Source organism: Jutongia huaianensis (genome assembly GCF_014384985.1).
In the GTDB taxonomy this organism is placed as follows: domain Bacteria; phylum Bacillota; class Clostridia; order Lachnospirales; family Lachnospiraceae; genus Jutongia; species Jutongia huaianensis.
This window is the reverse complement of record NZ_JACRSX010000006.1, coordinates 65,999-78,683: the sequence shown is the minus strand read 5'-3', so window position 1 is coordinate 78,683 and position 12,685 is coordinate 65,999. Positions and strand designations below refer to the sequence as shown.

Below are 12,685 nucleotides of genomic sequence, written 5' to 3'. Positions count from 1 at the left end.
GATTAACAGGAGGTGCAACATTATGAAGAAAGCTATTTTAGCAACGAAGGTCGGTATGACACAGATCTTCAACGAGAACGGAGTATTAACTCCGGTAACTGTACTTCAGGCAGGTCCTTGCTTCGTAACACAGGTAAAGACAGTTGAAAATGATGGGTACAGTGCAGTACAGGTAGGATATGTTGATAAGAAGGATAAGGTTATCAGCAAGGATTCTACAGGTAAGAAGGAAGTAAAGAGAAGTCATGGCGTAAACAAGCCTCTTCAGGGACACTTCGCAAAGGCTGGAGTATCCGGAAAAAGATATCTGAAAGAGTTTAAGTTTGAGAACGCTGAGGAGTACACACTTGGTCAGGAGATCAAGGCTGACATTTTTGAAGCCGGAGACAAGATCGACGCAAGCGGCACTACAAAGGGAAAAGGTTTCCAGGGTGCGATCAAGAGACATGGTCTTCACAGAGGACCTATGGGTCATGGTTCTAAGTTCCACAGACACGCAGGTTCCAATGGTGCTTGTTCTGATCCTAGCCGTGTATTCAAGGGTAAGAAGATGCCTGGTCAGATGGGTGGCGTAAAGAGAACGATCCAGAACCTTGAAATCGTTCGCGTAGACGCAGAGCAGAATCTGATCCTGGTTAAGGGAGCTGTTCCTGGACCAAAGAAATCTGTTGTGACCATCAAGGAAAGCGTTAAAACTGCTAAATAATTCTTTTGGAAAGGAGGAACACACAGATGGCTAACGTATCTGTTTATAATATGGAAGGCAGCGAAGTTGGAAAGCTTGATCTTAACGATAGCGTATTCGCTGTTGATGTAAATGAGCATTTGATGCATATGGCTGTTGTATTACAGCTTGCAAATAAACGTCAGGGTACCCAGAAAGCTAAGACACGTTCTGAGGTAAGCGGTGGCGGAAGAAAGCCATGGAGACAGAAGGGAACAGGTCATGCAAGACAGGGTTCCACAAGATCTCCACAGTGGACAGGCGGTGGAGTTGTATTTGCTCCAACACCGAGAGATTATTCATTCAAGATGAATAAGAAAGAGAAAGCCGGTGCAATTAAGTCTGCACTGACAACAAAGGTAAACGAGGAGAAATTCTTCGTAATGGATTCTTTAAAGTTTGATGAGATCAAGACAAAGAAAATGGTAGGTGTTCTTGATGCATTAAAGGTAAACAAAGCACTCGTTGTTCTTGACGGTGAGGATAATGACAACGTAGAGGTTTCTGCAAGAAACATCGCCGGTGTCAGAACAGTTTACTCTAACGCAATCAACGTATACGACATTCTGAAGTATGATACGATCATCATCACAAAGAGTGCTGTAGCAAAGATTGAGGAGGTGTACGCATAATGGCAGATTTGAAATATTATGATGTTATCCAGAAGCCAATCGTGACTGAGAAGTCTATGGCATCTATGGAAGAGAAAAAGTACACATTCGCTGTTCATCCTGATGCTACAAAGAGCCAGGTTAAGGAAGCTGTTGAGAAGCTTTTCGACGGTACAAAGGTTTCAAAGGTAAACACAATGAACTGTGACGGTAAGACTCGTCGCCGTGGAAGAACTCAGGGAAAGACAGCTAAGTATAAGAAAGCGATTGTACAGCTTACAGAGGACAGCAAGGATATCGAGATTTTTGAAGGACTGTAAGATCTGAGTAAGACCTAAATCGCCTGGAAAACCTATCGGGCGGATCAAATATAAGTATTTGAAAGGAGAAAATGTCATGGGAATTAAAACATTTAACCCATATACACCTTCCAGAAGACATATGACAACAATGGATCGTGCTGAGATCACAGCTACAACTCCTGAGAAGTCATTGACTGTGTCTTTAAAGAAGAACGCCGGACGTAACTCACAGGGTAAGATCACTGTAAGACATCGTGGTGGCGGATCAAGAAGAAAATACAGAATTATCGATTTCAAGAGAAATAAGGATGGTATTCCAGCTACTGTTAAGACAATTGAGTACGATCCAAACAGAACAGCAAATATCGCACTGATCAGCTATGCAGATGGTCAGAAAGCATATATCCTCGCTCCGGAGGGACTGAAGGTTGGTCAGAAGATCATGAACGGTCCTGAGGCAGAGATCGCAGTAGGAAACGCACTTCCACTTCAGAACATTCCAGTAGGTTCTCAGGTTCACAACATTGAGCTTTATCCTGGAAAAGGTGGTCAGCTTGTTCGTTCCGCTGGTAACAGCGCACAGCTGATGGCTAAGGAAGGTAAGTATGCAACACTTCGTCTTCCTTCTGGTGAGATGAGAATGGTTCCTATCGTATGCCGTGCAACAATCGGTGTAGTAGGAAACGGTGAGCATGCACTTGTAAATATCGGTAAGGCAGGACGTAAGCGTCATATGGGTATCAGACCTACTGTTCGTGGTTCCGTTATGAACCCTAACGACCATCCACACGGTGGTGGTGAAGGTAAGACAGGTATCGGCCGTCCGGGTCCATGTACTCCTTGGGGCAAGCCTGCACTTGGCTTAAAGACACGTAAGAAGAACAATAAGTCAAATAAACTGATCGTAAGAAGAAGAGACGGAAAGGCTTTGGCTAAATAATCAGCCGGAGCAGTCTATTTGAAGATTGGATTAGCCGTTAAGGCAGAATGGAGGATACAATGGCACGTTCATTAAAAAAAGGACCTTTCGCTGATGCAAGCCTTTTAAAGAAGGTAGACGCTGCAGTCGCATCCGGTGATAAGGCAGTGATCAAAACATGGTCTCGTCGTTCCACTATTTTCCCATCATTCGTAGGTTTAACATTTGCTGTACATGACGGTAGAAAGCATGTACCTGTATATGTAACTGAGGATATGGTAGGACACAAGCTCGGCGAGTTCGTAGCTACCAGAACCTACAGAGGTCACGGTAAGGACGAGAAGAAGGGCCGTTAGTCATTGATGACAGCGGAGAGATAAATCAACAGAGAATCGAAAGGAGGCTTCACAAATGGCTAAGGGGCATAGATCTCAGATTAAGAGAGAGAGAAATGAGAACCAGAAAGACACCAGACCTTCAGCTAAGTTATCTTATGCAAGAGTTTCAGTTCAGAAGGCTTGTTATGTGTTAGATGCCATCAGAGGCAAAGATGTAGAGACAGCAATCGGTATTTTGACATATAATCCAAGATATGCGTCCAGCATTATCTTAAAGTTATTACAGTCTGCAGTTGCAAATGCTGAGAACAACAATGGTATGAATCCTGAGAATTTGTACATTGAAGAGTGTTATGCAAATAAAGGACCGACAATGAAGAGAATCAAACCAAGAGCGCAGGGTAGAGCATACCGTATTGAGAAGAGAATGAGCCACATCACGATCGTTCTCAACGAGCGCTAATCATAAGTTTGCTTCAGATCAGAATTTTTGATCTGTGAAAGGAGATTAAAATGGGACAGAAGGTTAATCCTCATGGTTTAAGAGTCGGTGTTATCAGTGACTGGGATTCCAATTGGTTTGCAGAGGACAAATTTGCAGACTATCTTGTAGAGGACTACAAGATCAGAGAATTTGTAAAGAAGAAATTATACAGCGCTGGTATTTCAAAGATTGAGATTGAGAGACCGACAGATAAAGTAAGAGTTATCATTCACACAGCAAAGCCTGGATTCGTAATCGGTAAGGGCGGTGCTGAGATTGAGAACCTGAAGAAAGAGTTATTAAAGGTTTTAGATCGCAAGGTTGCATTGGATATCAAGATCATGGACATCAAGAATCCGGACAGCCATGCGCAGTTAGTAGCAGAGAATATTGCGCAGCAGCTTGAGAATCGTATCTCCTTCCGTCGTGCAATGAAGTCTGCAATGGGCAGAACGATGAAGACAGGCGCAAAGGGTGTGAAGGCATCTTGCTCCGGACGTCTGGGCGGTGCTGATATGGCTCGTACAGAGTTCTACAGCGAGGGAACAATTCCTCTTCAGACACTTCGTGCAGATATTGATTATGGCTTCGCTGAGGCTGACACAACTTATGGTAAGGTTGGTGTTAAGGTATGGGTTTACCATGGTGAAGTTCTTCCAACCAAGAATAACAAAAAGGAAGGGAGCGATAAATAATGTTAATGCCAAAGAGAGTAAAACATCGCAAGCAGTTCCGCGGTAGAATGACAGGAAAAGCGCTCAGAGGAAACAAGATCACAAATGGTGATTTTGGTATCGTGGCTTTAGAGCCGGCATGGATCAAATCCAACCAGATTGAGGCAGCCCGTATTGCGATGACACGTTATATTAAGCGTGGTGGTAAAGTTTGGATCAAGATTTTCCCTGACAAGCCAGTAACAAAGACTCCTGCCGAGACTCGAATGGGTAAAGGTAAAGGTGCGCTGGAGTACTGGGTAGCTGTTGTAAAACCTGGTCGTGTAATGTTCGAGATTTCAGGTGTATCAGAAGAGGTAGCAAGAGAGGCTTTACGTCTTGCAACTCACAAGTTGCCTGTTAAATGTAAGGTCGTATCTCGTGCAGACTTAGAAGGAGGTGCGGGCAGTGAAGAGTAAGCAGTTTATGGAAGAGTTGAGGAGTAAGTCCGTTACAGAATTAAATGAAGATTTAGTTGCTGCGAAGAAAGAACTTTTCAATCTGAAGTTCCAGAATGCAACAAATCAGCTGGACAATACGAGCCGTATTAAGGAAGTCAAGAAGAATATCGCAAGAATTCAGACAGTGCTCGCATCCCAGAACTAATTCATTTGATAGAAGCCCTATGGAAAGGAGGACACGATCGTGGAGAGAAATCTTAGAAAGACTCGTGTAGGTAAAGTAGTAAGTGATAAGATGGATAAGACAATCGTTGTTGCAGTAGTTGATAACGTTAAGCATCCACTTTATAACAAGATCATCAAGAGAACTCGTAAGCTGAAAGCTCATGATGAGGAGAATACATGCAAGATCGGTGACAGAGTAAGAGTAATGGAGACCAGACCTTTGTCTAAGGACAAGAGATGGAGACTGGTAGAGGTTATCGAGAAAGCAAAATAATTGTGAGCCGGGTATTAGACGGCAGAATATGGAGGTAATTATGATACAGCAGGAATCAAGACTGAAAGTAGCTGATAATACAGGTGCTAAAGAGCTTCTTTGTATCAGAGTTATGGGTGGTTCAACCAGAAGATATGCAAGTATCGGTGACGTCATCGTTGCTTCTGTAAAAGATGCAACACCAGGCGGTGTTGTAAAGAAGGGTGATGTCGTTAAGGCTGTTGTAGTTCGTACAGTAAACAGCACTCGTCGTCCTGATGGATCTTACATCAAGTTTGATGAGAATGCAGCCGTTATCATCCGTGACGACAAGACACCAAGAGGTACACGTATCTTTGGACCAGTCGCAAGAGAGTTGAGAGATAAGCAGTTCATGAAAATTGTTTCATTAGCACCGGAAGTATTATAAGGAGGGTATCGACAATGGCAACAAGTAAGATTAAAAAAGGCGATACCGTAAAAGTAATCGCCGGTAAAGATAAAGGCCGTGAGGGCAAAGTAACATCCGTTAAGGATGGCAAGGTTATTATCGAGGGAATCAACCAGGTAACAAAGCATACAAAACCAAATCAGGCAAATCCTCAGGGCGGCATCGTTCAGAAGTCAGCTCCTCTGGATATTTCAAACGTAATGTATGTGAGCAAGGGAAAGGTTTCCCGTGTTGGCTTTAAGGTAGAGGATGGCAAGAAGGTCCGCTACGCAAAAGCAACAGGTGAAGTAATCGACTAATAACTGGAAAGGAGGCAATCTAACGTGGCTCGTTTAAAAGAAATGTATAACAACGAAATCGTTGATGCAATGACCAAGAAATTTGGTTATCAGAATATAATGCAGGTACCTAAGCTCGAGAAGATCGTAGTAAATATGGGTGTCGGCGAAGCAAAAGAGAACTCCAAGATTTTGGATTCTGCAATTGCTGATTTGGAAAAGATCACAGGTCAGAAGGCCGTTACAACAAAGGCAAAGAATTCTGTCGCAAACTTCAAGATTCGTGAGGGAATGCCAATCGGATGTAAGGTAACACTCCGTGGTGAGAAAATGTATGAGTTCCTGGATCGTCTTGTAAACCTCGCACTGCCACGAGTTCGTGACTTTAGAGGTGTTAACCCGAATGCATTCGATGGTAGAGGAAACTACGCTCTCGGTATTAAGGAGCAGCTGATCTTCCCTGAGATCGAGTATGATAAGGTTGACAAGGTCAGAGGTATGGACATTATCGTTGTAACTACCGCTGAGACTGATGAAGAAGCTCGTGAATTATTGGCACAGTTCGGTATGCCATTCAAGAAGTAAGGAGGGAATCTCATGGCTAAGACTTCTATGAAAGTTAAGCAGCAGCGTAAGGCAAAGTTCTCTACAAGAGAATATAGTCGTTGCAGAATTTGTGGTCGCCCACATGCTTATTTAAGAAAATACGGAATCTGCAGAATTTGCTTCCGTGAATTAGCATACAAGGGACAGATCCCAGGCGTGAAGAAAGCAAGCTGGTAAGGAGGTAAAACAAGATGATGACGAGCGATCCAATTGCAGATATGCTTACAAGAATCCGTAATGCGAACACTGCAAAGCATGATACAGTAGATGTACCAAGCTCAAAGATGAAGATCTCTATCGCAGAGATCCTTCTCAAAGAGGGTTATATCAAGAAGTTTGACGTGAATGAAGTTGACGGAATCAAGACAATTCATATCACATTAAAATATGGCGCAGACAAGAACGACAAGATTATTACCGGTCTCAAGAGAATTTCTAAGCCGGGTCTTAGAGTTTATGCTGGCAAAGATGAGCTTCCAAAGGTTCTTGGAGGACTTGGAATTGCTATCATTTCTACCAACAAGGGTGTAATGACAGACAAGGAAGCTAGAAAAGAAAACGTTGGCGGTGAAGTACTGGCATTTATCTGGTAGTCATACCAGATAGTCAGCCACCCATTAAACCAAGAATATGGAGGTGCACGGCATGTCACGAATCGGAAAAATGCCTATCGCGGTACCGGCTGGTGTAACAGTTGATATTGCAGAAAATAATAAAGTGACTGTAAAGGGACCAAAGGGAACACTTGAGAGAGTGCTTCCTGCAGAGATGGAGATCAAGAAAGAGGGAGACGAGATCATCGTTAACCGTCCAAACGATCTTAAGAAGATGAAATCTCTTCATGGTCTTACAAGAACTCTGATCAACAACATGGTTGTTGGTGTAACAGAGGGATATGAGAAGAAGCTCGAAGTTAACGGTGTTGGTTACAGAGCTGTAAAGAAGGGAAAGCTTCTTACGCTGTCCCTGGGATATTCTCATCCGGTAGAGATGGAAGATCCTGAAGGAATCGAAGTTGTAGTTGAGGACGCTAACACACTGGTTGTTAAGGGAATCGACAAGGAAAAGGTTGGCCAATACGCTGCTGAAATCAGAGAAAAGAGAGCTCCGGAGCCTTATAAGGGTAAGGGTATTAAGTATGCTGATGAAGTAATCAGACGTAAGGTTGGTAAGACCGGTAAAAAATAATATAAAGGAGTGAAAATACGATGATTAAAAAGCAGTCAAGAAGTGATGTTCGTGTGAAGAAACACATGAAGGTTCGTAATCGTCTTTCAGGCACAGCCGAGAGACCACGTTTAGCTGTATTTAGAAGCAATAATCATATGTACGCACAGGTTATTGATGATACCGTAGGAAATACTCTGGTTTTCGCTTCTACCCTTCAGAAAGATGTGAAGGACGGTCTTGAGAAGACAAATAACGTAGATGCAGCAGCAAAGCTTGGTGAGATCATCGCCAAGAAAGCTTTAGATAAAGGAATTAACACAGTAGTATTTGACCGTGGCGGTTTTGTATATCAGGGCAAGGTAAAAGCTTTGGCTGAGGCAGCCAGAGAAGCAGGCTTGAATTTCTAAGATTAGGAGGAGAACTCATGAAACGTACAATTATTGACCCAAGCCAGTTAGGTGAGCTGGAAGATAATGTAGTAACGATTAAGCGTGTAACCAAGGTAGTTAAGGGTGGACGTAATATGAGATTTACTGCATTAGTAGTAGTTGGCGATAAGAACGGACATGTAGGTGCTGGTCTGGGTAAGGCCACAGAGATTCCTGAGGCTATCCGTAAAGGAAAAGAAGCTGCAGAGAAGAACCTTGTTGAAGTTCCTATCGATGAGAACGGAAGTGTGCCACACGACTTCAATGGTAAGTTCGGTAGCGCATCTGTATTGATTAAGAAGGCTCCAGAAGGTACTGGAATCATCGCCGGTGGTCCGGCGCGTGCCGTACTTGAGCTTGCAGGATACAAGAACATTCGTACAAAGTCTCTTGGTTCAAACAACAAGCAGAACGTTGTACTTGCAGCAATCGAGGGACTTAAGAATCTTAAGACTCCTGAGGAAGTTGCAAAGGCTCGTGGTATTTCTGTAGAAGAGCTGTTAGGCTAAAAGGAGGATCAAAATGGCAGGAAAGTTAAAGGTTACATTAGTGAAATCTACGATCGGTGCCATTCCAAAGCATCGTGCAACAGTAGAGGCTCTTGGCTTAAAGAAACTCAATAAGTCTGTTGAGCTTCCTGACAATGATGCTGTCAGAGGAATGATCTGGCATGTAAAGCATCTTGTAAAGGTAGAAGAGATCTAAACAGGATATATGTCAAACGAAAGAAATGTCTCATAATCATGGGGCATTTTTTTTGATTAGGTCTTTTCTTTTCGGAGAGATTGTGCTATATTATATGATGTGTCATTTTACAGACACATGTAACAATTGCGAGGGTAAATGAGATCACCGTTCTCATTTAAGGGGTATTGGTCATACCCTGCGTCTGAATCGGTCAATCCGCAAAATGACCGGGGATGCGCACAGCCCGTTAGTATTTATAATCAGGAGGTAATTATAATGAATTTATCAACACTCAGACCAGCAGATGGCTCAAAGCAGAGCAACAATTTCAGAAGAGGTCGTGGACATGGATCCGGAAACGGCAAGACAGCAGGTAAGGGACATAAGGGTCAGAAGGCTCGTTCAGGTGCACCACGTCCAGGTTTTGAGGGTGGTCAGATGCCACTGTACAGACGTATTCCTAAGAGAGGTTTCACAAACATCAATTCTAAGGAAATCGTTGCAATCAATGTAGATAAGCTTAACAAGTTTGAAGATGGCGCAGTCGTTACTGTAAATTCTTTACTTGAGGCAGGTGTTATCAGTAATCCTAAGGACGGAGTTAAGATACTCGGAAATGGAGAATTAACTAAGAAGCTTACAGTTCAGGTAAATGCATTCAGTAAGAGTGCTGCTGAGAAGATCGAAGCTCTTGGTGGAAAAGCTGAGGTGATCTAAGGATGTTCGAAACAGTCCGCAATGCATTTAAGATTAAGGATTTGAGAAAAAAGATCCTTTACACACTCTTCATTCTCGTTGTAGTGCGTATCGGATGCCAGCTTCCAATCCCGGGCGTAGATGCTGACTATATTTCACAGTGGTTTGCAGATCAGAACTCCCTGGATTTCTTTAATCAGTTGACCGGTGGTTCCTTTGAGAAAATGTCTATTTTCGCATTGAACATTACACCGTATATCACATCTTCCATTATCTTACAGCTGCTCACCATCGCAATTCCTCGTCTTGAGGAGCTGCACAAGGACGGCGAAGAGGGAAGAAAGAAAATCTCTGAGTATACGAGATATGTAACAATCGCACTTTCACTGATGGAGAGTGCTGCTATGGCAATCGGCTTTGCAAGTCAGGACCTGTTGACCGGTGGTGCTACATTTTCATCCATCACAGTTTGTATCGTATCCATGACAGCAGGCTCTGCTCTTTTGATGTGGCTTGGTGAGCAGATTACAGAACACGGTGTAGGAAATGGTATCTCCATTATCCTGTTATACAACATCGTATCCCGTATGCCTGAGGATATGAGTACATTGTTCAATAAGTTTGTAAAGAACGCAACAACAACAGTAAACAGTCTGCTTGCTGCTGTTATTATCATTGGCGTACTGGTAGGCATGGTTGTATTCATCATCTATCTTTCCGATGGTGAGAGAAGAATCAGCGTGCAGTATTCCCAGAAAACCAGAGGACGTAAGCTTGTTGGTGGTCAGTCTTCTCATATTCCGCTGAAGGTAAACACCGCAGGCGTTATCCCTGTAATCTTTGCAGGTTCCCTGTTCTCTATGCCGATCGTTATTGCGAACTTTGCAGGTGTGCAGCCGGCATCCGGTGCAGGCGCAACATTTTTCCAGAAGTGCCTGAAGGTATTGAATCAGAATGCGTGGTGTAATTTAGAGAGCTGGGGCGAGTTTAAGTATACCTTAGGTCTTGTCATTTATATTGTATTGATCATCTTCTTTGCATACTTCTACACATCAATCACCTTCAATCCGCAGGAGATTGCTATGAATATGAAGAAGCAAGGGGGATTTATTCCGGGTATCCGTCCGGGTAAGCCGACGATGGATTATCTGACCAATGTATTGAACAGCATCATCTTTATTGGTGCAGCAGGTCTGTCTTTCGCATCCTTTGTTCCGATCTTTGTATCCGGTGCATTTGGTGCAGACGTATCCTTCGGTGGTACATCTATGATCATTATCGTAGGTGTTGTTATTGAGACACTGAAGCAGATCGAGTCACAGATGCTTGTTCGCCATTACAGAGGCTTTATCAGCGAGTAATTTCTGCCGAAGGTTTTGTAATGATGCATGCAAGGGCAAAGTAAAGTGTTTTTAGACTTTTGCCAAAGCATTTAATAAAAGGTAATCAGGATCTCCGATATCTATGCACAGCCACTGCACGGGTATCGGAGATCTTTCTTGTTTTGCACAAATGTGAGACGGCGCATATTGTATCAGTGGATAATTTTGGGTATAATAGAAAAGGTTTGCAACAATAGAAATAACGGATTGTTGAGATAAGATCTGTTTTAATAGGGAAAAGAGGTACAGAATGGAGAAACCAATTTTATATATTGTAATACCGTGCTATAACGAGGAAGAGGTGCTGCCGATCACCAGTGGAGAATTTCTGGCAAAGATCAATGAGCTGGCAGATCTGGGGAAGATTTCCAATGAAAGCCGTGTTCTTTTTGTTAATGATGGCAGTAGGGACCGCACATGGGAGATCATCACAGAGCTGGCGCAGAAGGACGAACACTTTATCGGAATATCCCAGAGCCGTAACCGGGGTCATCAGAATGCGGTGCTGGCAGGTTTGATGGAGGCGAAGGACAAAGCCGACATTACGATTTCCATTGACTGTGACGGACAGGATGATATCAACGCTATGAATAATATGGTGGATGCTTATCTGGATGGATGCGAGATCGTTTACGGAGTCCGCAGCAAACGGGATACGGATAGCTTTTTCAAACGATTTACGGCACAGGGCTTTTATAAGCTGCTCAATGCCATGGGTGCTGAGGTGGTATATAATCATGCAGATTATCGTCTGGTTTCTTCGCGGGTGCTGCAGGAGTTTTCAGATTTTAAGGAAGTAAACCTTTATCTTCGGGGAATGTTTCCGCTTGTTGGATTTAAAAGCACCAGCGTATATTATGAACGTCACGAGAGAATTGCGGGAGAAAGCCATTACCCTCTGGGCAAAATGCTGGGACTCGCCTTTGATGGCATTACGAGCCTGAGTATTAAACCGATCCGTATTATCACCGGGATCGGAACCTTTATCTCCCTGCTGAGCTTTCTGGCGATCATATGGACCTTCATTATGTTTTATATGAAGCATAGCGTTGTGGGCTGGGCAAGTACCATCAGTATTATCTGTTTTATCGGTGGAGTGCAGCTGATCTGTCTGGGGGTGCTGGGCGAATATATTGGCAAGATCTATATGGAAGTGAAGCACAGACCGCGGTATATTATCAGTGATCGTACCTGGGAGGAAAAGGAACGATGATCATTTCCCGGCATCCGATACAGGATTACCGTAGAATGCCGTAAAAAACGGTTGAAAAATAAACCACCTTGGGGTATCATATTCTATAGACGTCTTTTTTTAGACGTAAAGGGTATGATGCAAGTGAAAGGAGAATATATTCATGAAGATTATTATGTTGGGGGCACCTGGTGCCGGAAAAGGAACACACGCTGGCAAAATTTCAGAGAAGTATGGCATTCCTCATATTTCTACCGGTGATATTTTCCGTGAGAATATCAAAAACGGTACAGAGCTTGGAAAGAAAGCAAAGGGTTATATGGATGCCGGCGAGCTTGTTCCGGATGAGCTTACCTGTGATCTCGTTGTTGACAGAATTCATCAGGACGATGCCAAGAACGGTTATGTACTGGATGGATTCCCAAGAACAATTCCACAGGCAGAGGCTTTAACAAAGGCTCTGGCAGCTGCCGGCGAGAAGGTTGATTATGCGATCGAGATCAATCTTGACGATCAGGTCATTATCGACAGAATGAGTGGCAGAAGAGTTTGCTCATGTGGTGCAACCTATCATATTGTAAATATTCCTCCAAAGAAAGAGGGAATTTGTGATAAATGTGGAAAAGAGCTTGTGATCCGTAAGGATGATGAGCCGGAGACTGTAAAGAAGAGACTGGAAGTTTATCACAAGCAGACAGCTCCATTGATCGATTATTATAAGAATGAAGGCATTCTTCGTGTCATCGATGGAACCACAGGATTAGAGCAGGGCTTCCAGGATATCTGTGCAATCCTGGATCAGAAATAAGATCACACCGGCGGATT

The 12,685-nt window shown here is 43.3% G+C and carries 23 protein-coding genes; all 23 read left to right on the top strand.

All coding sequences use genetic code 11. The annotated features are described in order from the left end of the window. Nucleotides 1-22 precede the first annotated feature (22 nt). The gene (gene rplC, locus H8704_RS06660; protein WP_022465694.1) at nt 23-706 is read left to right on the top strand and encodes a 50S ribosomal protein L3; all 684 of its coding nucleotides are present in this window, start codon (nt 23-25) and stop codon (nt 704-706) included. 26 nt (nt 707-732) lie between these two features. Next, nucleotides 733-1,356 (top strand): 50S ribosomal protein L4, encoded by a 624-nt coding sequence (gene rplD / locus H8704_RS06655; protein WP_022465693.1) that lies wholly within the window; start codon nt 733-735, stop codon nt 1,354-1,356. Further along, nucleotides 1,356-1,655, top strand: coding sequence for a 50S ribosomal protein L23 (rplW, locus tag H8704_RS06650; RefSeq protein ID WP_022306335.1), 300 nt, complete (start codon nt 1,356-1,358; stop codon nt 1,653-1,655). Before rplD ends, rplW begins: the two co-directional genes overlap by 1 nt. A gap of 76 nt (nt 1,656-1,731) precedes the next feature. Beyond that, nucleotides 1,732-2,577, top strand: coding sequence for a 50S ribosomal protein L2 (gene rplB, locus H8704_RS06645; RefSeq protein WP_022465692.1), 846 nt, complete (start codon nt 1,732-1,734; stop codon nt 2,575-2,577). Between the two features lie 59 nt (nt 2,578-2,636). Beyond that, entirely contained in the window at nt 2,637-2,912 is a 276-nt protein-coding gene (gene rpsS / locus H8704_RS06640) for a 30S ribosomal protein S19 (protein ID WP_022465691.1), read from the top strand. Nucleotides 2,913-2,967: 55 nt separating this feature from the next. Continuing rightward, complete coding sequence (rplV, locus tag H8704_RS06635; RefSeq protein ID WP_022306332.1) at nt 2,968-3,357, top strand: 50S ribosomal protein L22; 390 nt, start codon at nt 2,968-2,970, stop codon at nt 3,355-3,357. A 50-nt stretch (nt 3,358-3,407) separates the two neighbouring features. Beyond that, entirely contained in the window at nt 3,408-4,073 is a 666-nt protein-coding gene (rpsC, locus tag H8704_RS06630; RefSeq protein ID WP_022465690.1) for a 30S ribosomal protein S3, read from the top strand. Further along, entirely contained in the window at nt 4,073-4,510 is a 438-nt protein-coding gene (rplP, locus tag H8704_RS06625) for a 50S ribosomal protein L16 (protein WP_022306330.1), read from the top strand. The genes rpsC and rplP overlap by 1 nt, the downstream gene beginning before the upstream one ends. Before the next feature lie 7 nt (nt 4,511-4,517). Further along, nucleotides 4,518-4,697, top strand: coding sequence for a 50S ribosomal protein L29 (gene rpmC, locus H8704_RS06620; protein ID WP_178655123.1), 180 nt, complete (start codon nt 4,518-4,520; stop codon nt 4,695-4,697). 36 nt (nt 4,698-4,733) lie between these two features. Beyond that, nucleotides 4,734-4,991 (top strand): 30S ribosomal protein S17, encoded by a 258-nt coding sequence (rpsQ, locus tag H8704_RS06615; protein WP_178655120.1) that lies wholly within the window; start codon nt 4,734-4,736, stop codon nt 4,989-4,991. 40 nt (nt 4,992-5,031) lie between these two features. After that, a complete protein-coding gene (gene rplN, locus H8704_RS06610; protein WP_022306327.1) occupies nt 5,032-5,400 on the top strand; it encodes a 50S ribosomal protein L14 in 369 nt (122 codons plus the stop codon). A 14-nt stretch (nt 5,401-5,414) separates the two neighbouring features. Then, nucleotides 5,415-5,720, top strand: coding sequence for a 50S ribosomal protein L24 (rplX, locus tag H8704_RS06605; RefSeq protein WP_022306326.1), 306 nt, complete (start codon nt 5,415-5,417; stop codon nt 5,718-5,720). A gap of 24 nt (nt 5,721-5,744) precedes the next feature. Beyond that, nucleotides 5,745-6,284, top strand: coding sequence for a 50S ribosomal protein L5 (rplE, locus tag H8704_RS06600; protein ID WP_022465687.1), 540 nt, complete (start codon nt 5,745-5,747; stop codon nt 6,282-6,284). A 12-nt stretch (nt 6,285-6,296) separates the two neighbouring features. After that, on the top strand, nt 6,297-6,482 hold the full coding sequence (locus H8704_RS06595; RefSeq protein WP_022014871.1) for a type Z 30S ribosomal protein S14: 186 nt from the start codon (nt 6,297-6,299) through the stop codon (nt 6,480-6,482). A gap of 14 nt (nt 6,483-6,496) precedes the next feature. After that, a complete protein-coding gene (rpsH, locus tag H8704_RS06590; protein WP_022465686.1) occupies nt 6,497-6,898 on the top strand; it encodes a 30S ribosomal protein S8 in 402 nt (133 codons plus the stop codon). A gap of 52 nt (nt 6,899-6,950) precedes the next feature. Further along, nucleotides 6,951-7,493 carry a 50S ribosomal protein L6 gene (gene rplF / locus H8704_RS06585; RefSeq protein ID WP_022465685.1) on the top strand — a complete coding sequence of 181 codons (543 nt, stop codon included), beginning with the start codon at nt 6,951-6,953 and terminating at the stop codon, nt 7,491-7,493. A 20-nt stretch (nt 7,494-7,513) separates the two neighbouring features. Further along, on the top strand, nt 7,514-7,882 hold the full coding sequence (gene rplR / locus H8704_RS06580; protein WP_022306322.1) for a 50S ribosomal protein L18: 369 nt from the start codon (nt 7,514-7,516) through the stop codon (nt 7,880-7,882). 17 nt (nt 7,883-7,899) lie between these two features. Then, entirely contained in the window at nt 7,900-8,412 is a 513-nt protein-coding gene (rpsE, locus tag H8704_RS06575; RefSeq protein WP_022465684.1) for a 30S ribosomal protein S5, read from the top strand. A 13-nt stretch (nt 8,413-8,425) separates the two neighbouring features. Continuing rightward, nucleotides 8,426-8,608 carry a 50S ribosomal protein L30 gene (gene rpmD, locus H8704_RS06570; RefSeq protein WP_022306320.1) on the top strand — a complete coding sequence of 61 codons (183 nt, stop codon included), beginning with the start codon at nt 8,426-8,428 and terminating at the stop codon, nt 8,606-8,608. Nucleotides 8,609-8,866: 258 nt separating this feature from the next. Continuing rightward, complete coding sequence (rplO, locus tag H8704_RS06565; protein WP_022465683.1) at nt 8,867-9,307, top strand: 50S ribosomal protein L15; 441 nt, start codon at nt 8,867-8,869, stop codon at nt 9,305-9,307. A 2-nt stretch (nt 9,308-9,309) separates the two neighbouring features. Next, nucleotides 9,310-10,647, top strand: a complete 1,338-nt coding sequence (gene secY / locus H8704_RS06560; RefSeq protein WP_249297747.1) for a preprotein translocase subunit SecY — start codon at nt 9,310-9,312, stop codon at nt 10,645-10,647. A 271-nt stretch (nt 10,648-10,918) separates the two neighbouring features. Continuing rightward, a complete protein-coding gene (locus H8704_RS06555) occupies nt 10,919-11,881 on the top strand; it encodes a glycosyltransferase family 2 protein (RefSeq protein ID WP_022465681.1) in 963 nt (320 codons plus the stop codon). Between the two features lie 142 nt (nt 11,882-12,023). Beyond that, nucleotides 12,024-12,668, top strand: coding sequence for an adenylate kinase (locus tag H8704_RS06550; protein WP_249297746.1), 645 nt, complete (start codon nt 12,024-12,026; stop codon nt 12,666-12,668). The last annotated feature ends 17 nt before the right edge of the window (nt 12,669-12,685 follow it).